At 67.5% G+C, this 22387-nt stretch carries 18 protein-coding genes and 1 tRNA gene; 6 read left to right on the plus strand and 13 right to left on the minus strand.

Annotated features, from left to right (window positions below; translation table 11 throughout):
- Window positions 1-20 precede the first annotated feature (20 nt).
- The 3 genes from QHF83_RS07930 to QHF83_RS07940 all read right to left on the minus strand — a co-directional run bounded on the left by QHF83_RS07930 (window position 21) and on the right by QHF83_RS07940 (window position 2577).
- Window positions 21-102, minus strand: a tRNA-Leu gene (locus tag QHF83_RS07930).
- 72 nt (window positions 103-174) lie between these two features.
- Window positions 175-1113 (minus strand): hypothetical protein, encoded by a 939-nt coding sequence (locus QHF83_RS07935; RefSeq protein WP_282417148.1) that lies wholly within the window; start codon window positions 1111-1113, stop codon window positions 175-177.
- 66 nt (window positions 1114-1179) lie between these two features.
- Window positions 1180-2577 (minus strand): hypothetical protein, encoded by a 1398-nt coding sequence (locus QHF83_RS07940; RefSeq protein ID WP_282417149.1) that lies wholly within the window; start codon window positions 2575-2577, stop codon window positions 1180-1182.
- 455 nt (window positions 2578-3032) lie between these two features.
- Between QHF83_RS07940 and QHF83_RS07945 the strand changes: the two genes are divergently transcribed.
- Window positions 3033-3482 carry a response regulator gene (locus tag QHF83_RS07945; protein WP_282417150.1) on the plus strand — a complete coding sequence of 150 codons (450 nt, stop codon included), beginning with the start codon at window positions 3033-3035 and terminating at the stop codon, window positions 3480-3482.
- Here QHF83_RS07945 and QHF83_RS07950 read toward each other — a convergent pair.
- Window positions 3436-4161, minus strand: a complete 726-nt coding sequence (locus QHF83_RS07950) for a Crp/Fnr family transcriptional regulator (protein ID WP_282417151.1) — start codon at window positions 4159-4161, stop codon at window positions 3436-3438. The two genes, QHF83_RS07945 and QHF83_RS07950, sit on opposite strands and share 47 nt — an antisense overlap.
- A gap of 352 nt (window positions 4162-4513) precedes the next feature.
- Between QHF83_RS07950 and rpoN the strand changes: the two genes are divergently transcribed.
- Window positions 4514-6046: an RNA polymerase factor sigma-54 gene (rpoN, locus tag QHF83_RS07955; protein ID WP_282417152.1), complete on the plus strand. Its 1533-nt coding sequence runs from the start codon at window positions 4514-4516 to the stop codon at window positions 6044-6046.
- Window positions 6047-6057: 11 nt separating this feature from the next.
- On the plus strand, window positions 6058-6996 hold the full coding sequence (locus QHF83_RS07960; RefSeq protein ID WP_282417153.1) for a hypothetical protein: 939 nt from the start codon (window positions 6058-6060) through the stop codon (window positions 6994-6996).
- A gap of 4 nt (window positions 6997-7000) precedes the next feature.
- On the opposite strand, the gene QHF83_RS07965 is transcribed toward QHF83_RS07960, so the two are convergent.
- The 5 genes from QHF83_RS07965 to QHF83_RS07985 all read right to left on the minus strand — a co-directional run bounded on the left by QHF83_RS07965 (window position 7001) and on the right by QHF83_RS07985 (window position 13864).
- Window positions 7001-7573: a Uma2 family endonuclease gene (locus tag QHF83_RS07965; protein ID WP_282417154.1), complete on the minus strand. Its 573-nt coding sequence runs from the start codon at window positions 7571-7573 to the stop codon at window positions 7001-7003.
- A 32-nt stretch (window positions 7574-7605) separates the two neighbouring features.
- Entirely contained in the window at window positions 7606-10407 is a 2802-nt protein-coding gene (locus QHF83_RS07970; RefSeq protein WP_282417155.1) for a valine--tRNA ligase, read from the minus strand.
- Between the two features lie 788 nt (window positions 10408-11195).
- On the minus strand, window positions 11196-12587 hold the full coding sequence (locus QHF83_RS07975) for a neprosin family prolyl endopeptidase (protein WP_282417156.1): 1392 nt from the start codon (window positions 12585-12587) through the stop codon (window positions 11196-11198).
- A 22-nt stretch (window positions 12588-12609) separates the two neighbouring features.
- Window positions 12610-13344, minus strand: coding sequence for a hypothetical protein (locus tag QHF83_RS07980; RefSeq protein WP_282417157.1), 735 nt, complete (start codon window positions 13342-13344; stop codon window positions 12610-12612).
- A 76-nt stretch (window positions 13345-13420) separates the two neighbouring features.
- Window positions 13421-13864: an HNH endonuclease signature motif containing protein gene (locus QHF83_RS07985; RefSeq protein WP_282417158.1), complete on the minus strand. Its 444-nt coding sequence runs from the start codon at window positions 13862-13864 to the stop codon at window positions 13421-13423.
- 102 nt (window positions 13865-13966) lie between these two features.
- Here QHF83_RS07985 and QHF83_RS07990 point away from each other — a divergent pair, with 102 nt between their 5' ends.
- Window positions 13967-14983, plus strand: coding sequence for a WYL domain-containing protein (locus QHF83_RS07990; RefSeq protein ID WP_282417159.1), 1017 nt, complete (start codon window positions 13967-13969; stop codon window positions 14981-14983).
- Here QHF83_RS07990 and QHF83_RS07995 read toward each other — a convergent pair.
- Window positions 14952-15749 (minus strand): response regulator, encoded by a 798-nt coding sequence (locus QHF83_RS07995; RefSeq protein WP_282417160.1) that lies wholly within the window; start codon window positions 15747-15749, stop codon window positions 14952-14954. The genes QHF83_RS07990 and QHF83_RS07995 overlap by 32 nt on opposite strands.
- A gap of 270 nt (window positions 15750-16019) precedes the next feature.
- On the opposite strand from QHF83_RS07995, the gene QHF83_RS08000 reads away from it, so the two are divergent.
- The gene (locus QHF83_RS08000) at window positions 16020-17063 is read left to right on the plus strand and encodes an RluA family pseudouridine synthase (RefSeq protein ID WP_282417161.1); all 1044 of its coding nucleotides are present in this window, start codon (window positions 16020-16022) and stop codon (window positions 17061-17063) included.
- On the opposite strand, the gene hrcA is transcribed toward QHF83_RS08000, so the two are convergent.
- Entirely contained in the window at window positions 17055-18104 is a 1050-nt protein-coding gene (gene hrcA / locus QHF83_RS08005) for a heat-inducible transcriptional repressor HrcA (RefSeq protein WP_282417162.1), read from the minus strand. The genes QHF83_RS08000 and hrcA overlap by 9 nt on opposite strands.
- A gap of 309 nt (window positions 18105-18413) precedes the next feature.
- On the opposite strand from hrcA, the gene QHF83_RS08010 reads away from it, so the two are divergent.
- Complete coding sequence (locus QHF83_RS08010) at window positions 18414-19478, plus strand: hypothetical protein (RefSeq protein ID WP_282417163.1); 1065 nt, start codon at window positions 18414-18416, stop codon at window positions 19476-19478.
- Between the two features lie 40 nt (window positions 19479-19518).
- On the opposite strand, the gene QHF83_RS08015 is transcribed toward QHF83_RS08010, so the two are convergent.
- Window positions 19519-19974 (minus strand): transcriptional repressor, encoded by a 456-nt coding sequence (locus QHF83_RS08015; protein ID WP_348980431.1) that lies wholly within the window; start codon window positions 19972-19974, stop codon window positions 19519-19521.
- A gap of 65 nt (window positions 19975-20039) precedes the next feature.
- Entirely contained in the window at window positions 20040-22382 is a 2343-nt protein-coding gene (locus QHF83_RS08020; protein WP_282417165.1) for an HAD-IC family P-type ATPase, read from the minus strand.
- Between the last annotated feature and the right edge of the window lie 5 nt (window positions 22383-22387).

The raw sequence follows: 22387 nt of genomic DNA on the forward strand, positions 1-22387 counted from the left end.
GGAGCCCCCACCGTGGGCGGTGCACGAGGAGGGAGTCGAACCCTCAATCCTTGCGGCGCCGGAACCTAAACCCGGTGCGTATGCCAGTTCCGCCACTCGTGCTCGGGGACCGGCACTCTAGCAGCATGTGGCGGACCTGCGCATTCTTCCAGCGAACGACGGGATTTTCCGGCTTCAGGGGGCCACACAGACCTGGTTTTCGCACTTCGGCTTGGCCGGATCGGCGCAGTGCTCGTCCTTGTCGCACTGCACGCAGACCTCGCCCTTGCAGATCGGCGCGAGCGGGTCCTTGCAGTCCGCGTTCCCGAGGCAGCCGACGCACTCGTTTTTGTCTTTGCAAACCGGCGTTTGCGGGTTCGTGCAGTCGGCGCTCGTCACGCACACCCGGCAGTTGTTCCCGTCGCAGATCGGCGCCGCGGCCCCGCAGTCGGCGCTCGCCAGGCACTCCACGCAGCTGTTCTCGGCCACGTTGCAGACTGGCTTGCCCCCGTCGTTGCAGTCGTCGTTCGACGTGCAGGCCGCGTGGCACTTCGCGTCGGTCCCGCAGAGCGAGCCGGGCGGGCAGTGCCCGTCGACCAGGCACTCCTTGCACTCGCCTTTCTGCAGGTCGCAGACCGGCTGCGCGGCGCCGCAGTCCGCGTTCTCCGCGCACGCCCCGCACTGCTTGCGCGTCGGGTCGCAGATCGGCTTCTTCGCGTCCGTGCAGTCCGTGTTCGCGAGACAGCCGACGCACACGCCCGTGTTCGGCTCGCAGATCGGCGCCTCGCCGGGGCAGTCGCCGTTCGCGGTGCAGACGGGCTCGCACGTGAATTTGTGCGGGAAACACGCCTTGCCCGTGCCGCACTGCGCGGTCGCCTGGCACTCCTCGCAGCGGCCGAGCACGCAGAACGGCGCGCTCGCGGGGCAACTCTCGTCGGCCGCGCACTCGATACATCCGAGCGTCGGGCTACAGCCTGCGGCGCACTTCTCGCCGCCAAACGTGCACGTGTTCTCGTTGTTGCTGCTGCCCGACGTGCCGTCACCGTCCGAGCTGCAGGCGCTCGCGAGCACCGCCGTGGCTGCGAGCGTCACACACGCGACGAGCCACGATTTCCAAAGACGTACGTTCGCCATGGTCACCTCCGGGAAGGAAGGGGATCGGAAAAGCCTTGTTTTACGGGTGAAAGGGAGAGGGATGGATCAGCGGGCGATGAACACGCCGCGCAGATCTTCGGTCTGCGAGATGGGCACGCCGTCTTTGATCGACGTCGCGCGGAACTGGTAGATCATGCCCGGGAGCAGCGCCTCGCCGCCGTACTCCACGCTGACCGTCTTCGAGCCGCTCACGCTCGGCACGGCGAGGTCTTCCCAGACCTTCACGCCGAACGCGTCGAACACGCGCACCTCGTACAGGTCCTCGCTCGAGTCGTCGGCCCAGACGAACGTCGGCGTGCCCGTCACCTCTTCGATCGCGTCCTTGCCGGGCGACTCCGTGGCGAGTGAGCCCGTCACCTTGAAGCCCTCCTTCGTCACGCTCTGCCCACCGGCGATCGTCACGTCGAGGAGCGTCGTGCCGCCGATCGAGATGTCGGGGTCGCGCACCAGGCCGTCGTTCTCGAAGGCCGCGAGGATCACGTAGTCGCCGTCGGGCACGCCCGCGAACTCGTAGGCGCCCGTCACGCCGCCCACGCGCAGACCCTTCGGCACCTCGCCGCGCGCCGCATCCGCGACGAACGTATCCTTCAGCGCGAGCACGACGCTCGTCGTGCTGAAGCCGTTGCCGTTCACGATCTGCACGCTGCCCGTCACCTTCGCCGTCGCCGCGCTCGAGATGCGCAGCTCCACGTTGGCCGTCTCCTTGCCGGCCTCGACGGCGACCGTCTTCGGCGTGATCTGCAGGCCTGCGGCGTAGGCCTTCACGTCCACGCTCGCGTTCGCCGGCACGTTGAACACCACGAAGTTGCCCTTGAAGTCGACGATGCCCGTCGATCCGCCGGCGACGACCAGCGCGCCCGCGGGCACCAGGTCCACGCCTGTATCGGCCACCACCGTGCCTGCGATCGACCCGAGGCCCGACGCATTCGGCAGCGGCACGAGCGCGATGTCCGTCGACGCGTTTTGCACGACGGGCGGGCTGCCCGCCGCCGTATCCACGTCGATCGGCAGCGCGACGCGCGGGGCCAGCGGGAACGTCTGGTAGCCCGACGCGTCCGCGCGCAGGGTCAGCTTCGCGGCCAGCGGCTTGCCTTCCGCATTGCGTTTGGCCGGTACGTTCAGCGTGTAGGTCCCGTCCGCGGCCGAGATGGCGACCGGCGAGACGGCCGCGTCATTCGCGTCGCGGGCCACGATACGCGCCCCCTGGACGGGTTTGTCGTCGAGGGCGTTCACGACCATTCCTTTGAATGCCACGGGCGCAAAGCAGGCCGGGTCGGCTCCTTCGACCTCCTCGCATACGAGCCCGGTTTCGCAGCCGGTCTGCGCCTGGACGGAGCAGCCCTTGTTCTCGTTTTCCGGCGGGTCGTCGTCGCCGCAGCCCACGAGCGCGGCGGTTGCGAGGGAAAGCGTGGCAATCGTCAATACGCGAAGCGCATGCATCATCGTGCCTCCAAGGAAACCTGGACCGGGGTGACCGGTCCGGCGGCCGCAGGTATTGCACGATTCGCACCAAGCCGTCGAGGACGCACAAGTGCTTGAAATCACGCGGATCTTGGAGTTCGTGGAGGACGTGCGGAACGCCCTTGGTTGCTCCGTCTGGTCGACGACCTTTCCACGTCCCGGCCGCCCGTTGATGGGAAGAAAGCGCGCACGGCAATCACGCGGCAATGTCCTCGGACGACGATTGCCCGTGTTTGGTCACCGATTTGCGCGCAAGGAGGCTCACGCGAGCCTCCTTCGGGCACAGATCGTTATCGTACGGAAAGGAACCAGGCAGCCGCGGGGGCGCTGTTTGAACCTGGGATCTTCGGGCGCGGCGACGAACGCTGGTAAGCTCAGAAACCAACTCGTCGACACCGAACCCTGACGGCACGCGCGCTGCAAGGTGCCGCGGCGCCATGCTCAACGTACCGACGATCCTGCTCTTGGATGAAGAACAACTGATGCGCGAAGCCACGGCGCTCTTGCTCACGAATCGTGGCGCGAAGGTGACGAAGGCGGCGACGCTCGACGAGGCGCTCGCGGAGCTCGGGCACCGGACGTACGACGTCGCGGTCATCGATCTCTCGAACTCTTCGCCGAAGTGTGTGGAGATCCTTCAGCGGATGCGCTCGCACGGAAACGTGCCGCACCGGGTGATCGTCACGACGAGCCAGCCCTTGCCCCGCCACGAGTCCGCGGAGCTCGCGGAGGTGATCGTCAAGCCTTATCCGTTCGAGCGGCTGCTCGACGCGGTCTTCGGCGTGCGTTCGTCGCGACGAGCCGCGCCGCGCTCCGGCGTCTTCCCGCTCGTTCGTCGCATCACGGCGTCTCGGCGTACCGCGCAAGCGCGTCGCGGTCGGGTATGACGATCCGGCGCCTGTCGAGCTCGATGAGCTTGGCGCGGCGCAACCTGCCGAGCTCGAGCGTCACGGTCTCTCGTGTGGAGCCGATGAGGCTCGCGAGATCGGCGTGGGTGAAGGGGGCGGAGAGGGCGGTCCCGCTTCGGTGGGGTTCGCCCCAGCGGTCGAGCCCGTCGAGCAAGAGCTCGACGAGCCGCGCGCGGACGCTGCGCAAGAGGAGAGAGGCGAGCCGGTCTTCCGCGGCGCGCTGCCCTTCGAGCAGCGCCCGCGCCACGACGGCTTGCAAGAGGGTATCCGTGGTCGCGAGCCGGCGCAGGAACGTGGCCGGGAGCACGAGCGCCTCGGCCTCGTCGGCGACGATGGCGTGCTCCGGAGCGACGTTGCCCGTGAGCGCGGCTTCCCCGACGAGGTCGCCTGGGCCTCGGTGACCGACCGGGAACACGTGCCCGCTGCTGGCGCGCTCGAGCTTCACGCGGCCCTTGCCGAGGACGAACAAGGCGGGGGCTGGCTCGCCTTGTTGTGCGATGCGCTGGCGGCGGAGGAGGCGCTCGACCTTCCCGCCGTCGAGCAAGGCGTGTCGTGTGGACTCGGGCAGGCCGCGGAGGCCGGAGCGCTCGAGGATCTCGAGCGCGCGTGCGCTTGGCTTGGTTGCCGTGGTTTGTGTCTCGCCTTCCTGCAAACCCATGAAACCCCCCTATGTTGCCGTGCAGCGCGTGAGCTGGGCTGCTCGTACAACATCATGGGCCGGGCCTCACGTCCATCCCTGACTGAGGGGTTCGTCAGGATTTTCCCGAGGCGTGAGGGAGCTTCTCCAGTGATTGTGTTTCAGAACACCACGTGGCAAGGCTTGTCGCGGGCCTACGGATGCGCAATTTTTGAACCAAGAGTTTATAGACGAGACAAAGCAAGACTCGGGCCGCGACAGGTTTCAGTGCTAGGGTGGGATGCGGTACCGGGCACGTAGTCGGTCCGGACCTCGCTCCCCACGCCCACCGGGCGTGGGGGTCCCAGGGTGTTCGACCAGGTAGGAGCTCTCGATGGGCATGGAGATGAAGCTCCAGTTCAAGCTGTCCCAGCAGCTGGTGATGACGCCGCAGCTGGTGCAGGCGATCCGGCTGCTACAGCTGTCGCGCCTCGAACTGGTAGAGGAAATCCGCAAGGAGCTCGACGGCAACCCGCTGCTCGCCGACGACTCGGGCGAATCGGTGTCCTCGAAGTCGAGGGACGCCTCGGGTACGACGAGCCGGGAGGCGCAGGACCTCGACGGTCGGTCGAACCTGACCCTCGAACGGGCGAACTCGGAGCACTCCGACACCGATCTCGCCATGCGAGACACCGAAAAACGGGTGAAGGAGGTCGACTGGGAGCAGTTCCTCGAGAACCGCCAGCTCCAGCAGGCGATGCCCTCGCAGCGCGGCGGGTTCGAGGAGCTGCCGCCGATCGAGCAGAACCTGACCCGGAACCTGAGCCTGCAAGAGCACCTGCTCTGGCAGCTCCAGATGAGCGACTTCGTGGAGAACGAGTGTCGTTTCGCCGAGCTCGTCATCGGCAACCTGGACGAGCGCGGCTACCTCGACATGTCGGGCGGGGAGAACCCGGACGGGACGAAGCGTCCGGACCTGACGCTCGACGACCTCGCCAACGAGGCGGACCTCAACCCGGAGGACGCGCCGGAGGTGCTCGCCATGCTCCAGCGCTTCGACCCGGTGGGGGTCGCGGCGCGGGACCTCTCGGAGTGCCTGCGCATCCAGGCGGAGGTGCTCGGCTACGACGCGATCGAGATGGCCATCATCAAGGACCACCTCCACAACGTCGAGCGGCGCAACTTTCCGGCGATCGCGAAGGCCCTGAAGATTTCCCTGGAGGAGGTCTACGAGGCGGTCCAGGAGATCCAGAAGCTCGAGAGCGTCCCGGCGCGAAACTTCGCCGAGGTCGACGACAAGACGATCGCCATCACCCCGGACGTCTACGTCATCAAGGACGGCGACCTGTGGGTCGTGACGGACAACGACAAGGGTTTGCAGCGGCTCTTCATCAACGAGGGGCTCGCGCAGCGGATGCTGAAGGACCCGAAGGCGAAGGAGTTCATCAGCGAGAAGCTGCGCTCCGCGCAATGGCTGATCCGCGCGATCGAGCAGCGGCGGCGGACGATCATCAAGGTCACGGAGTGCATCGTCGAGAAGCAGAAGGACTTCCTCGAGCGGGGCGTGGCTTACCTGAAGCCGATGATCCTGCGCGACGTGGCCGAGAGCGTGGGCATGCACGAGTCGACGATCTCGCGCGTGACGTCGAACAAGTACGTGCACACACCGCAAGGGCTCTTCGAGCTGAAGTACTTCTTCAACTCGTCGATCCACCGCGTCGCCGACGAGGACATCGCCTCGGAGAGCGTGAAGCAGGCGATCAAGAAGATCATCGCGGCGGAGGACAAGTCGAACCCGCTGAGTGATCAGGCGATCGTGAAGATCCTCGAGGACCAGGACGGGATCCGCATCGCGCGGAGGACGGTCGCGAAGTACCGGGAAATGCTCGGTATCCTGTCGTCCTCGAAGCGCAAGAAGATGTTCTGAACGCCCGCCCCATGAGCGCCGAAAAACTCACCGCCGAGCGGCTCTTCACCACGTATTTCCGGAACTACTACCCGCCGCACCTCTGGGGCAACCTCGAGAAGCTGCGGAGCGAAGACGCGAATCCCGGGAAAAATCCGCACATTTTCGCGAGGATCGACGAGATTGCCGAGGCGTTTGCGCGCCTCGCGCCGGAGGTCCTCGGCGCACCGGACCTCGTGCTCGATTACTCGGATGCGTCCGTGCACAGGCTCGGCGCGACGATCACGCGCGAGAAACGCGACGCCTGGATCTCCAACAGGCACACTAGGTCGACCATCTCGGAGCTCATCTGGCACGGCACGCTCTACGTGGGCGCGTGCGTCGTGAAGAACCACGGCGGCGTGTGGCAGGTGCGGAACCCGCTCTGGGAGTCGCTCGTGCGGCTCACGTCGAAGGCGGGCACGGGCGATCTCTGGATCTTCGGGTGGTGGCTGAGGTCGTTCTCGGATGACGAGATCGATCAGCCGCGGCTCGCCGATCGCTACAGGACGCACGTGGAAGTGCCGACGTTCGACGCGGACGCGCTGCCCGTGATCGCGCCTCCGGACCGGCGTATGCCGCGGCTCGCGAAGGTGCGGTACGACCTGCTCTACAAGCACCTGCGCGCGCATCTTCCGGAGCTGCGCGACGTGGGCGAGGATTTTCCGTCGGCGGAGCGCTTCACGGAGCTCGGGTTCAAGTGGCTCGACTTCGTGTGGCTCGGCGGCGGGCGGATGCTCTTGATGCACGGGCCGACGCCGGAAGGCGTGCACCTGTTCTGGCTCGACGCGAAGGGGTTCGTGAAGAGCGCGTTTTACCCCGCGGACGCGTTCCCCGCGCACGTCGTGGAGACGGACGGGGACAAACTACGGGTGATCGTCAGCATCCAGGGGCAGATGCAGGTGCACGAGATGCTCTGGTGGGGAGCCTAGGGCGTCAGGGATCGAAGACGCCGCGGTAGATGTCGTCGAGCGAGAGCGTGACGTCGACCGAGGGGAGCTTGAGGGGCTGCGAGAGCCGCACGTCCCGGAGGGTCCAGGAGTCGTCCTCGTTGCGCGTGTAGTGCGTGATGCGCCGCTCGTCCTGCGAGATGAGCAGGTACTCGCGGAGCGTAGGTATGAGCCGGTAGTGGTCGAACTTCTGCTGCCGGTCGTACTTCTCGGTGCTCGGCGAGAGGACCTCGACAATCAGGATGGGGTTCGTGAGGGTGTTCGAGTTCTCGGGGTCGAACTCGAGCTTGCCGCAGACGACGCTCACGTCGGGGTAGGTCGCGAGGCCGGTCTCTTGCACGCGGATGCGCATATCCGGGCTGAAGACACGGCATCCGCGAGCGCCGAGCGCTTGGCTCAGCGCGCTGCTCATTCCCGTCGTGAGCAGCGAGTGCCGGGCCGTACTACCCGACATGGCGTAGATCTCGCCGTCCACGTACTCGTGCTTGATCTCGCTCGCCTCGTCGTACGCCACGTACTCCGCGAACGTGTACTTGAGCTTGCGTGCCGGTTCGTTCATCCCAGGACCTCCGGGGACAAACCTTACCTCTTTCATCCGAGCTCCGCCGCCAAACTCTTGGCCTCCTCCAGCCCCGCCCGCTTCTTCTTCAGCTCCTCGAGCTGATTGCGCGACTCCGCCACCACCTCCGGCGGCGCCTTCTCCGCGAAGCTCGGCAGCGAGAGCTTCTTCTCCAGCGCGGCGATGTCCTTCTCCGTCTTCTTGATCTCGCGCTCGATCCGCGCCGCTTCCTTCGCGCCCTCGACGAGGCCGCGCAGGTCGACGAGCACGTCGACGCCCGCCGCCACGCTCATCACCGCGCCCTTCGGTCGCGCCGCGCCGCGCACCTCGATGCCCGGCTCCGCCGCGGTCTTCACGAGCGTCTTGATCGCGCGCGCCTCGGCGCGTAGCAGCGACAGCAGCGCCTCGCCCTCCGCGCGCAGCAAGAGCGGCACCTCGGCGCCCGGGTGCACCTCGTGCTCGCTGCGGATCGTTCGCGCCGCCGAGATCACGGCCATCACGACGCCCATCTCGCGCTCGGCGTCCGCGTCGCGAGGCACGGTGCCCGGCTCCGGATACGCCGCGAGCGCGATCGACTTCGGCGCGTCCGACGGACGCGGCAGCCGCTGCCAGAGCTCCTCCGTGATGTACGGGATGAACGGGTGCAGCGCGCGGATCGACGCCTCGACCACGTACGCGAGCACGTTCTTCGTCTCGTCCTGCTCCGGCCCCGGCACCGCGCCTGTGCTCGGGTTCAGCACGGGCTTCGTGAGCTCCAGGTACCAGTCGCAGAGCTCGCCCCAGAAGAAGTGGTAGAGCGCGAGCGCCGCTTCATCCAGACGGAACTCGTCGAGCCCGCTCTTCGTCGTCTCGAGCGCCGCGCCGAGCCGCGAGAGGATCCACCGGTTCGTCAACGTCGTCGCCTTCGGCGGCTCGTTCGTCACGCGCGCGCCTTCGAGGTACGGCAGCGCGTAACGCACCGCGTTCCAGATCTTGTTGCAGAAGTGCCGGTTGCCCTCGATCTTCTTCGGCGACAGCGGGATGCGCCGCGCTTGAGGTGAGTACGTGCTCAGCGTGAAGCGCAGCGCGTCGGCGCCGTACGCGGAGAAGCCCGAGCCCATCTGCGAGGCCGAGGGGTAGGCCTTCTTGAACTTCTTCAGCGACTCCTCGCGCGGCGCGCCGGGCAGCGTCTTCTCCACGATCTCGTCGAACGTCGCGCCGTGCACGAGGTCGAGCGGATCGATCACGTTGCCCTTCACCTTGCTCATCTTGTCGCCGGTCTCGTCGACGACCATCCCGTGCAAGAGGATGCGCTTGAACGGCGGCACGCCCATGAAGTGGATGCCCATCATCATCATGCGCGCGACCCAGAAGAACAGGATGTCGTAGCCAGTCTCGAGGTCACTCGCCGGGTAGAACTTGCGGAGCATGTCCGTGTCGTTCGGCCAGCCGAGCGTGGAGAACGGCCAGAGCCCGCTCGAGAACCACGTGTCGAGCACGTCCTCGTCCTGACGAAGCTTGTCCGCGCCGCACTTCTCACACACCGTCGGATCCTCGCGCGTGACCGTCATGTGACCGCAGGCGTCGCAGTAGAACGCCGGGATCCGATGGCCCCACCAGAGCTGGCGCGAGATGCACCAGTCGAGGATGTTCGTCATCCAGTGCTCGTAGGTCTTCGTCCAGTCCTCGGGGATGATCTTCGTGTGGCCGTGACGAACCGCGGCGAGCGCCGGGCCCGCGAGCGGCTTCATCTTCACGAACCACTGCGTCGAGATCATCGGCTCGACGATCGAGCCGTTGCGCTCGCTGCGCGGTAGAACGAGCGTGTGGTTCTTCGAGCCACGCACGAGGCCCTTCTCGTCGAGCGCCTTCTTCACGGCCTTGCGCGCGGCGAAGCGCTCCATCCCCGCGAACGGCCCCGCCTCGGCGTTGAGCGTGCCGTCCTTGTTCATGATGGAGATCATCTCGAGCTTGTGGCGCTTGCCCGTCTCGTGATCGTTGAAGTCATGCGCCGGCGTGACCTTCACGGCGCCCGTGCCGAACTTCGGATCGACGAGGATCGCGTCCGTGATGATCGGGACCTTCCGATCGAGGAACGGGTGCTGGAGGAACTTGCCGTGCAGGTGCTTGTACCGAGGATCGTCGGGGTGCACCGCGACGGCCGTGTCGCCGAGCATCGTCTCGGGGCGCGTCGTCGCGACCACGAGCTCGCCTTCGCCGCCGGCGATCGGATACGCGAACTCGAAGAGCTCGCCGTTCGACTCCTCGTTCTCGACCTCGAGGTTCGAGAGCACGGTCTGCGCTTCGCAGTCCCAGTGCACGAGGCGCGTGTCGCGGTAGATGAGCTCCTGCTCGTAGAGGCGGACGAACGCCTCGCGCACGGCGCGCGACATGTCCGCGTCCATCGTGAACTTGCTGCGCGGCCAGTCGGGGCTCGCGCCGAGCTCGCGCTGCTGGAGCGCGATGCGGCCGCCGCTCTCGGCCTTCCACTGCCAGACGCGCTCGGTGAAGACCGCGCGGCCGAGGTCGTGGCGGCTCTTGCCCTCGCGGCGGAGCTGACGCTCGACGACGGTCTGCGTGGCGATGCCCGCGTGATCGATGCCGGGCTGCCAGAGCGTGTTGAACCCGCGCATGCGATGCCAGCGGGTGAGGACGTCCTCGAGCGTGACGAAGAGCGCGTGCCCCATGTGCAAGGACCCCGTGACGTTGGGGGGCGGCATGGGCAGGGCGTAGACGGGCCGCTTGTCCGCCGGATCGGGGTTGGCGGCGAAGACGTCGTGCTCGACCCAGTAGGCGTACCAGCGGGGTTCGACGTCCTTCGGCTCGTAAGCTTTTGCGAGTTCGGCAGTGCTCATCGGAGGGCAGGCACATTGCCACACCGCGGCACGAGGGGAAGGGGTTCGGGGCGGAGCGGGGGGCTTGTCGGGGCGGAGCGGGGGCTTGTCGGACGACGGCGGAGCTTGTCGGCACGCGAGCGAGGGGGGCGGAGGCGCGTGGGAAGCCTCGTCGGCTGTCAAGGGAGGTATCGAACTTCCAGATCCGGGTCTGGGAGGCGGGAGGCGAGCGGGGTCGGCGGGACGGAGGGTGATGTTGGTGAGGAGGAACGCGACGGGGGAGCGAGCGGGAGGGGGCGCGGCGGGTTCGACAAGGGTCGCGAGGGGCTGACAAGGGGGAGGGAGCGGAGGCGGGGTTCAGGGGGAGGCGCTGGGCGGGGGGAGGGAGGCGTCGGGGGAAGAGGAGGGTGTGCATTGCTGCTTGCATTGAAAGCCCGGGCCGCATTCCTCATCCTTGACGCAGCTCCGGCAGCGTCCGCGGATGCAGAGGAAATGCGCGCCATTCCTCGTCTTGCACATGTCGCCATTGTCGCACGGGCGTAACCTTGGGTAGAGCGGATCCGTCGTCCACTCTGTCATGCACCGATCCCGATCGCAGAACGCGTCGGGGGGGCATCGGGCATCATTTTCGTCGCATGGCGGTGCCAATCCGAGCGCCTTGCCCTTCGCAATCATATGGATGTCGCGCTGCCGCTCATGCTCCTCGTGCTGTTGATAAACCCAGAACCCTGTGTACACGAGGGAGCCGACGCCGACGAGGAGCCCCAGGAGCAGGGCCACCGACCAAGCGCGATTGTGCTGGTTCCCGCTCATTGGCAGCCAGCGCTCCGGCCAGGTCCGCCGAAGTAAATTTGGCTCTGCCAAGGGTCGTTCGGCGCGAACGAAAAGTTGGCGATGATGTCGTAGCACTCCTTCTTCGTCGGCCCCACCCTGTCCGTATAGAACTTCGTCCTGTCTCCATCGGGACTCCATTGGTACTGGAGATTGCGCATGAAAGCCACTTGTCTGCGCCAGCCCTCGACGGTGGGGAACTGCCCGCTTCCCATGTCGTTTTCGGTCATCCCTGGGATTGTCAGGTCATCGTTGGTCTCGCCATAGAAAGAAACGCTCATCGACTCCGTGCCGAGCCCATCCTGCGTGAACATCGATGCCGGATAGTACCCGACGAACTCGTCCTTCACCCGCACCCACCATTTCCCCTGATGCAGCTCGACGCGGAGGTACATCTCCACCTGCTTCCCTCCGAGCACACTGGTGGGAGTGAGCATCACGCCCGGGGTGATCGTACGCGACACCTGGACCCACCCCGCCTGGTTCAGGTTGTAGCCCCCTCGGAAGTCGCCCTGTTGGGCGTAGCGAGTGGTCGTGTAGTACACGAAGAAGCGCGTGGTGAAATCGCCGTTGAGCCCGCCGTTGACGTGCCACCCGGCTTCGACGGTCTCATCGGGCACGTTCGAGGAGTCCTTCTTATAAGCGAGAGCCACTTCAACCGTCGACTGCTCGCTTGGGACCATTGAAAATGGATTCCAGACGTTGAAGTACCCTTCGCCCCCGTAGTATCCCGCTCCGCCAGCCACCTTCTTCAAACCGGCCTTCGCGTAATAATGGCCATGTCCGTCCGGGGCTACCGGCGGCGGCACATCCATCCAGTAAGAAGGCAACTCCCCCTCGATTCCGTACCTCGACAAGAAGTCCGCCACCGTCCCCGGGGCATGGATCAGATCCGGATCGACCCAGAGGACCGGTACGGTCCCGGGCGGCCCCATCGCCTCCGGATCCTCCTCCAGCTCGCTGCGCACCGCCATCGGCGCGCAATCCGCCGTGCTCGCATCGCTCGGCGCATCGATCGGCGGCGGCGTTCCGACGTCGCCGCCCGGCACCTGAGAGTTTATGTCGATCCAGTCGTAGACGTGGCCCCATTTCGTGACCGTCGTCGCGACGACCCCCCGCTGCTGCCGGCGCGATTCGAGGTACTCGCGTACTTCCTGGGAGACGATCCGGTCAGCAGGATCGAGAGGCGGCGGCGAGGACTCCAGAGTCAAAGCCGGCTCGCCATTGCTCTCGCCGAGGACGCAGACCTCTTCGTCGGCGATCACGCAGCCCGCGCCAAGAAGAGCAAAGACCCAACAACAAACCTTGCGCTCGACTTCATGGATCCATCTTCCTCGTGGCGTGGGCTGCCACAGTGTCTCGTGCTTCAACGACGAGCGTCGAGGTAAAACCCTACCCCTCCGCCCCGCCCTTCCCTTCCTCGTCGCCCTCCGCCCGCTTTGCCGCCTTCTTGCGCTTCGCGAGCCCCAACCGAATCAAATGGTCCCGCCGCGTGATCGCCGTCCGCGCCGTCTCCGACCAATCGTCGAACCAGGCGCGTAATGTCACGAGGTCCGCGCGCCGCGCCTCGGCCGTCGAATCGGCATCTGCCTCGGCCGGCGCGCCCATTGCCTGCGCCGATTCCACCAATTTTCGGACGCGCTTTCGCTCATCCTTGGTGATTCCCCGTTTCGCCAGCGTCGCGAGCGCCGCGAGATCCGCATTGCGCGTCGCTGTTCGCTCGGGCGCGCTCTCGAGCGCGTCGAGCCGATCGAGGAAGGTACGCACCGAGAGGACAGCTCCCGCGCCGACCTGCGCTTCGAGGCCATCGAATACGAACGCTGCCTGTGCCGGGTGCAATCGTTCGAGCGCGGCGCGGCTCACGCGAAAATTGGGTTCGTCCCAGGCGTCGAGCGCGGCAATTGCTTTCTGCGCGTCCGTGTCGTCCGTCGAGGCAGCTTTCGGATCCCGATAACCCGAGACGCGATGCAGGAGCTCCCAGCCCTGGGCGTGCTCCTCGGCGGAGTAACCTCGCCCGGCGAGGGCCGTGCGAATGACAGCGGACGTGCCCACGCCCCGAAGAAAGGCGAGGACGCGGGCAGGGGTCTCTTCGAGGGTTTGACGGCTGAGGGTTTCGGCGTTGCTCATGAAGGTCTCCTCCATCCGGGATGGTAGGAGTCACCCCGCTGGGGAAGCAACGTCCATGGCGTGAGGGGGCCGACTCTTAAGCCGCGGCGCGGAAGAGGAGTGCCAACAGACCCACCACGGCCGCGGCCTCCTTGTTGAACTGCCGCGTTCCGTCAGGTTGCTCCTTTGCCAGAACAGCACCCGCCAGCAGACCGAACCCGACCCCGCCGACGATGGCAACGGCGGTCTTGTCGGACCCGCTCATGGGCGCCCGTGTCGTGCCCGCGAGCGAAAAGCGCACGAGCTCCGCGTCCCGTGTGCCGCGGATGCTGTTGCATCGCCCGTGCGCGATCATGAGGTTGTCGGGGTCGTCGTCGCCTCCAAAACTCTGAGGGACGAGGTGGTCCACGGTGACGGTTTCTTCGCCAAACGCTCCGGTGGGCCCATAAAACGTGACATCCACCGGGTCGTGGCAGAGGTGACAGTTGCCATCGGTCTTCGAGGCGATCTCCTCGATGTCTCCGTAACGTCTGCTGATCATCGACGAACTCCTTTCGCCGGAGAGCTTGGACGATCTGGTGGGTCCAAACCGGACCCACCGCCTCGGACGGCAACAGTTCGTCACCATGGTACATTGGCGTACATGCCCCAGACTGCGGCACGTTCAGGGAGAAGTCGGGTCGAGGACGTCGCCAAGAAGGTGTTGCGCCTGCTTCAGCGGGAGGAGTTCGTGCCGATCCGGCAGATGCAGCGCGACGTAGGCGCCTCGGAGAAAACCGTCAAACGAGCCATCGAGTGGCTACGGGACGAAGGCGCCGATGTCCGATACGTCGCAGCGCAGCGTGGATATCGGCTCATCGACCGCGCGTTCAGCCTGCCGCTCAGCGATCCCTCGAACGAGGATCTTCAAGCCATCCTCACCGCTGCCGGCCTTCTGCAGGAAGTGGGGCAGGGAGAGAGCGCGACGAGAGCATGGGCGCTGTTTCGGGTGCTTGCCGAGCGTGTCGGCGACGGGAAGAAGACCCCGATCAGGGGCGACGCTCTGCGCGTGACGCAGCGCTCGGCGATGCTGCGCGAGCCGAGGTGGGTGCTCGACCTCCTGCGCGCCGTCCAGCGCGAGGTCGTGTCGATCGAGTACCGGAGTCCATGGGCAAACGAGCTCAAAATGCATCGCATCGAGCCCTGGCAGGTCTGGCTCCACGACGGCGTGTTTTACGTCCGTGGCTATTCGCAGATCAGCAAAGCGCCACGTACCTTCCGCCTCGCCAACGTCACGAAACTGATCCGCCTGTCAAGTGAGAAACCTACCGCCCCTGTGCCAGCGGATCCGTGGGGCGACGGTGACCCGCGCTATGGGATCGACGAACATCGACCCGGCCAGGCGATCGTCCGCCTCCGCGGTTCTGTCGCTCGCTGGATCAGCGAGATCCGTTGGCATCCGGAGCAAAAGGACCAGTGGATCGAGCCGGACGAAATTCTCGAGCGAAGGGTTCCTTACCGCTCGGTCCGTGAGTTCGCCCGGCGTCTACTTGAAATCGTGGATGGACTTGACAGCGTGGACCCGCCCGAGTTGCGGGAACAGGTGATCGCGTTGGCGAGCAAGGGCATCGCCAGCCTGCGCGATGCGCTCACTTCGTCAGGCGCGCGATCTCTTCCTTGATGAGCGTCTCGGCGAGGACGGGGACGACCTCCCACACGACACGCTCGACGACCTCGCGCGAGAGCGCGAGCACGCCTTCGATCTGCGCGGGCGTCAGGCCCATCTCTTCGAGGCGCGCGGCCATCTGACCACCGTTCACGGCGGCGGCGGCCGTGCCCGGTTTGGCCGAGACGTCGGTCTTGGCGAGCGCGGGCTCGGGCTTCGTGGCCGCGGGGGGCACGCCCGGGATCGCCGCGTTCACGCCGCCCGGGTTGCCCGGGTTGTAGAGCATCGTCTTGGCGCGCTGGGGCGGCGCCGCGGCCGCGGCGGTCGGCATCGCGGCGGCGGGTTTGGCGGGGGCCGCGGGGACCGGGGTCGGCACGGCGACCGGCGCGGCGGCCTTCGGGGCCTCGGCCGGCTTCGCGGGCGACGCCAGCATCTTCTTGACCTTGTCGATCATCGCCGTGCTGTCGTACGGCTTGTCGATGTGGTCATCGGCCTGGGCTGCCGAGCCCTTGGCCTGATCGTACGGGTTTTGCTTGGACGACAGGATGAGGACTTGGGTCGCGGGCGAAGCTTGCTTGATCGCCTTGCAGAGGTCGTAACCGCTCTTGCCCTCGAGCGTGACGTCCGCGATCACGAGGGCAGGTTTCTCGGTCTTGAGCTTCTCCAGGGCCGCGTCGTGCCCATTGACCGCAACGCAGCGAAACTCGGGACCCGCAAACGTGATCTCGAGGACCTTGCGCATGGTCACGCTGTCGTCGACGGCGAGGATGGTGCTGGCCACGGAACGGTCTCCTCTGGGGTAAAGCGCCGCTGGGGCTGTCTTTCGCGCTATCTTCGGTCTCGCGCGCGCAGCGTGTCAACAAGCCGGATGATTTTCCGCCGCGGGCGCCCATGCGGCGTTCGATGTCGAGCGCCCACGATCGAGCGTTGCTCCGAAGAGCGCGGCGAGCATAGCGCAGTCGAGGCCCGCGAGGAAAAATCGAGCGGCGTATTCATGCGCGGTACGTCATCGTGAGCGCACCGTTGGTCCGCCATCCCGCTGATTTCCCGCATGTCCTCGCGCCCCCCGCCTCGTAAACGCCCCCGCGCCGCCCCGCGTGGTTCTCCTCGCACACCGCCGCCCGCCGGCCAGCCCGCGAGCTCGCTCGGTTCGCCCGACGCGACCTGGGTCGTCCCGCCCGACCTCGGGGGGCGCCCGCTCGACGGAGTCGTCCGGACGCTCGCCGCGGTCTCCTGGTCCGACGCACGAAGGCTCATCGAGACCGGAAAGATCGCGGTCGACGGTACGCAGATCCTCGATCCGACGCGCAAGACGAGGGCCGGCGCGGAGATCACCCGACACCCGCGCGCGCCGTCGCGCAAGGTCGCGCGGCTCGCGGAGCTCGGCGAGGAGCTCGTGGTGCACGTGGATCCGGCCGTCGTCGTGGTGCGAAAGCCCGCGGGGATCTCGACGATCCCGTTCGGAGACGAGTCGCCCGAGGAGCGTGAAAAGACGCTCGACGCGCTCGTGCGTGATCTGCTCGCGCGTCGCGATCGCATCCGCGGGCGTGCGCCGCTCGGCATCGTGCACAGGCTGGACAAGGCGACGAGCGGGCTGCTCGTCTTCACGCGGACGCTCGCGGCGAAGAAGCATCTCGCGCAGCAGTTCCGCGAGCACTCGGTGCGTCGCGTCTACCTGGCGATCGTGCACGGTGACATCGGCAAGCGGACGTTCCGCTCGAGGCTCGTCGCCGACCGCGGTGACGGGCTGCGCGGATCCCTCGACGAAGGTGAGCGTCGTGGTGAAGGACAGCTCGCCGTGACGCACGTCGAGCCGCTCGAACGGCTGCGCGGCGCGACGCTCGTCGCATGCCGTCTGGAGACGGGACGCACGCATCAGATCCGCATCCACCTCTCCGAGGCGGGACATCCGATCGTCGGGGAGAACGTGTACGTGCGTGACTACGCGGGCCCGCGCGTCGACGCGCCGCGGCTCATGCTGCACGCGGCGGAGCTCGGCTTCATCCACCCGCAGACGGGCGACGAGGTCTTTTTCGAAGAACCGCCGCCCGAAGATTTCGAGGGCGTGCTCGAACGACTGCGCGCGTCAGGATGAACCGCGTCGTCCGCCGAGCGCTTCGCTCATCGCGGTGGCCGTCGCGTCGACGAGAGGCATGACCTTCGCGTAGTCCATGCGCGTCGGACCGAGCACGCCGACGGTGCCCGCGACGCGCCCATGCTCCATGTACGGCGCGACGACGAGGCTGAGATCACCTTCGCCGAGCTCGCCGGCCTCGCTGCCGACGAACACCGTGACCGCGCCCGCGGCGATGACCTTGTCGAGCAGCTTGAGCAGATCCTCGCGCTCGGTGAGCGTGCGCAGGAGCTTCTTCAAGCGCGAGGCATCGGTGTACTCGGGCAGATCGATGAGCTTGCCCTGACCCTCGATGACGACGTCGCCGCCGCGACGGTTCACGTCCGCGGTGGCGCGACGACCGAGCTCGAAGGCGCGACGACGCAGGGCGTCGAGCGCGATGCGTTCGTCGGCGAGGCGTCGCGCGAAGAGGTCGCGCGCTTCGCCGAGTGATCGACCTTCGATGACGTCGGCGAGCAGGTTGTGGATGCGCGTGAGCTCCGGCTCGGCGGGGACCTCTTCGATCTGGATGAAGCGGTTCTCGACGGTGCCGTCGGAGAAGACGAGCACGGCGAGGAGCTGGCCGGGGCGCGTGGGGATGAAGCGGAGCTGCGAGAGCGCGCGGAGCTCGGTGCGCGGCGAGGCGATGACCGCGGCCGTGCCGGAGAGCTCCGACAGGTAACGCCCGGCCTCGCGCATCGGGTCTGTCGCGACCGCGTAGATCTCGGCGAAACGCTGGCCGAGCTTGGCCTGCTCCTCGGGGCTGTAGGCGCGCGCCTGGACGAGCGTGTCGATGAAGAGGCGCAGCGCGCGGTCCGTGGGGACGCGACCCGCGGACGTGTGAGGCTGCTTCAGGTATCCCGCCTCTTCGAGGTCGGCGAGCACGTTACGGACGGAGGCTGCGGAGAGATCGAGGCCGTACTTGCGCGCGAGCGTGCGACTTCCCACCGCGGCGCCTGTCGAGATGAACTCCGTGACGACGGCGAGCAGGATCTTGCGAGAGCGGTTCGTCAGGTCACTCATGATCGCATCCGTCCCTGCGAGCCCCCCGGGGTCGTCGTTTGCCTCCCCTGTGCTAGCTTGCTTCGCTTTTTGTAGGCCTGCTCGATGGCGAGGTCAAATCCGACCGACGAATCCCGGCCAAATTCCTCCAAGAGCGTCCGAAGTGCCGGATTCGTGCCCAAATTTTAGGGAGATCGCCTTCCCGGTCGTCCAAGGAGCGTCTTTCCAGCTCCAGCCTGCTTCCACCTTCAACGGAGCGCGCCCTGGATCCCGGCTTCCTGGTGCAGGTTCCCGGACACGCTCGCCCGCTCTGTCGCTATGGTAATCCGCGTGCTTCGCTCCCGTCGCAAGTCGTCCGCCCGACCGGCGGGCGCGTTCTTGGTCCTGCTCGTGCTCGCGCTCTCCTTCGCCGTGGCCGGCTGCCCTTGCGCCGGCTCCGTGGTGAACGCGAACCCGCAGCTCCGGTGGTGGCTCTTCTCGAACTTCGGCGCGAGTCGGATCTGCCCGGAGATGCTCAAGCTCGGTGTTCCTTTGAAGACCGACTCGGCCTCGCCGGCGATGGGCCGCTTCTTCCCGATGACGTGCAACTACACCGTCGATGACGCGCGTCAGACGGTGGCGGTGAGCTTCGCGGGGACGGGCTACGGCTACATGAACCCGGCCAAGCGCGTCGGGTTCTCGGCGTCGACGACGATCGAGCTCCGGCCGGACTTCGCGATCGCCGACGAAGACATCTACGTGTGGGGGCGGCTCAACCGCATCATCTCGGGGCCGGACTTCCGCGTCGGGTACATCGAGAACGCCGCGTTCAACGTGGCCTCGAACATCCCGCCGTTCGGCACGCTGACGAACTTCTTCGGCAACCAGGTGATGACGGGCGAGCTGACGCGCGGCTTCACGGTCGTCGCGAACGAGGACCGCGGCAACGAGTTCACGCTCGGGATCCTCATGCCGCCGAACAAGCCGCTCAAGCCGTTCAAGGTGCAGGACGACGAGCGCTTCACGTTCGCGAACGAGAGCGTCGACATCCACGGCAACGCGCGCGACTACCTCGGCCCGTTCGAGGTCGGCTCGGGGCAGTCGCTCTACCTGACGATGAGCGTGCAAGGGCCGACGGTCGACGTGATGATCGTGAGCAAGATGGTCGGTGATCCGTGGCGCGAGGGCTACCAGACGGGACAGCCGCTCGGACCCGCGCCAGGGCCGGTGCTCGGCGGCGCGCCGCTCGCGCCGGGGCCGGCGCAGACGCGCAAGTTCGGCCTCGCGCCGGGGCTCTACTACGTGGTCCTCGACAACACGCAGTACGCAGGTCTCGTGGCCCCGCCGGTGCAGGTCTTGAATCCGCTCTACGATCCGGTCGCGCGCGTCAGCTACGTGGCGCAGGTCGGCGAGTGAAACCTCGGCCCCTCTCCCGCGCGGGAGAGGGGCTCGCCCCTCACGACACCTTCTTCTGACAGTCGGCGCAGGTCCCGTACATCTCGTGCTTGTGCGAGCTGACCTGGAAGCCGTAGCGACGCGCGACCTCGTCCTGCAGCGCCTCGATGCGCGGCTCCTCGAACTCGACGATCGTGCCGCAGCTGATGCAGATCAGATGGTCGTGGTGCGCCTTCGCGTCGTCGGCGAGCTCGTAGCGGCTGAGGCCGTCGCCGAAGCGACGCTCGGAGGCGACGCCGCACTCAGCGAGTAGCTTGAGCGTGCGGTAGACCGTCGCGTAGCCGATGCCTTTGTCGCGGGCGCGGACCTCGGTGAGCAGGTCTTCGATCGTCATGTGCGACGCGCCCTCGAAGAACGTGTCGACGATGAGCCGCCGCTGCGCCGTCGAGCGCAGCCCCTTTTTGGCCATGTACGCCTGGAGTCGAGCCCGCAAGCGATCCACGGCGGCCCTGTCCAGGGTCACGGCTTCCTCCCTCACGCTCGCGACCATGGCGTCATTTATCCCGTCCACGTTTCCGTGCGTCAAGGGGCGCTTGAGCCGTTTTCCCACGTGTGTCCTCGCGTCGTTCCGGACTCTCGCACGCGATCGAGCGCTCGCACGTGCAAAACCGCCATCGCTCCCCCGAGCAGCGAGGCGAGCGGCGCATACGCCGGCGGAAGTACGCCGAACGCCACCGCGATCGCCCCGACGAGCGCTGGCAGGACGGCGATCGCCAGGCCCACCCGCGCTTCGAGGCGCGCGCGGTGCGCGATGGCGAGCGCGAGCGCGGCGTCTCGCACGTCGTCCGAGGCGAGCGAGACGGAAAGATCCCCCGGTGACGAGCCCGCCGCGCCAAGCGCGACCGCGACGTCCGCCGCGCCGAGCGCGCCGTCGTCGACGCCCGGATGACCGAGGACCGCGACGGACATGCCCGCGTCGATGAGCCGGCGGACCTCGGCCGCGCGTTCGGTCGGCAAGACCTCGGGGCGAATGTGGTCGACGTCGAGCGAGTGGCCGATGGCCTCACACGTCTCGCGCGCGTCACCCGACATGATCACGGGCTCGATCTGCGCGTCGAGTAGATGTTGCACCGCAGCACGCGCGCCCGGGCGGAGGCCATCCTGCAAGCCGAGGATGCCGACGAGGCGCGCGCCGACCGCGACGAGGACGACGGTGCGTCCGAGGGCCTCGAGCTCGGCGATGCGTTGCTCGGCCGCGGCGATGGAGATGCGGTTCGCGAGGAGGAGCGCGCGGCTGCCGACGCAGAGGTCCTCGCCCGAGCTCGTGACGGCCGTGACGCCGAGGCCCGGGACATGATGCGCGTTGCGCACGCCGTCGGGGCGAACCGAGCGAGTCACGGCGGCGCGCACGATCGCGGTGGCGATCGGGTGCTCTTCGCCGCGCTCGGCGCCGGCCGCGAGGGAGAGGACGTCGAGCGGCTCGAGTTTGCCGCCCGGGGCTTCGAGCTCCGCGAGCTCGGGCTCGCCGAGGAGGAGCGTGCCGCGCGCGCAGAAGACGGCGACGTTGACGCGCGCGGCGCGGTCCCACGCGCCCTCGCTCTTGTACGCGATGCCGCGGCGCTGCGCGTGGAGGATGCCACGCGCGACGTGCACGCCGGCGACGCCCGCGATGAGCGTGGTCGCGAGCGCGGCGTGCGAGGCGACGGCGGTCATCGTGATCTCCACGTAGGTGCGACCGCCGGCGATGAACGCGGAGAGCGCGCCGGTCACGAGCGCCGCGAGCGACCAGCGCTCGGCGAGGGCCCGCGAGGCGCGCGAGATCGGAGCGAGGGCGTCGGCGCGGCGGCGTGGATCGAGCAGGACACGCGCGAACGCGCGGTCGTTGCCGGCAAAGGTGCACGTGCCGCGCAGCCTGCCGCGCACGACCTTCGCGCCCGCGACGACGGGCTCGCCCGCGCGCCTGCGCACGGGCGTGGTCGCGCCGAGCCAGGGCAAGACGAAGACCTCGCCCGAGCCGACGACGAGGTCGACGGGGACGACCTCGCCAGGCTCGACGAGGACCTGCTCGCCGGGGCAGAGGTCGAAGACTTTGTTCTTGGCGATCTCGCCGGTCGCGCCATCGTCGGGCGCGCGCCTGCCAGGCACGGCGAGCGACTGCGCGACGAAGGCGCGCTCGGCGAGAGATGCGTGCCGCGCTCCTTCGAGCAGCCACGCGCCGACGGCCGTCGCCGTGACGATGATGCCAGCGAGCGAAGCGGCCTCGGCGCCGAGCGAAGGAGGGGCGCGGAGCGCGGCGAAGGCGGCGAGGACGAGCGAGAGGATCGAGGGCGCGAGGATCGGCGCGGGGTGCGGATCGGAGGGCTCGCGCGGGGTCGTGGCGGCGCGACCGACGAGCATGCCGGCGCCGACGGACGCGAGCACGATGCGCGCGCCGATGACGAGGGCCGCGTCGCCCGCGAGGCCGAGCGCGACCGCGAGCGTGCCGGCGATGGTGGCGATGACGAGCAGGAGCGCGCCGATGTCGCGCGGCTCGGGTACGTCGATGCGGGAAGGCTCCTCGGTGTGGATGGCGTGCGCGATGGGCTCGACGAGGGTCCTGTCGTCGAAGGGCGCGGGCGGCTCGGGGAGCGCGGCGTCACTCGAAGCGGGCGCGTGAAAGGGGACGATGGGCGCGTCGATGTTGCCGCGCGCGAGTTCGGGCTCCGACCTCCGGGGAGCGAAGAAGGAGAGCGGGACCCGTGCCGCGCGCGTGTTCTCGGCTTCGCCGGGGGGCTCGCCGAGGAAATGCGCGCGGCAGGCGTGACGATCGCAGAAGAAGTGGAACTTGCTGTCGAAGATCGCGACGTGGCCAGCGCGCAGCGGATCGAGCAGCTTGCCGCACCCCGAGCACGGCACGGGATCGGCGACGGGTCCGAGTGCTCGCAACGTCG

The sequence above is a fragment of the Polyangium sp. 15x6 genome, from assembly GCF_029960785.1.
Classification (GTDB): Bacteria; Myxococcota_A; Polyangia; order Polyangiales; family Polyangiaceae; genus Polyangium.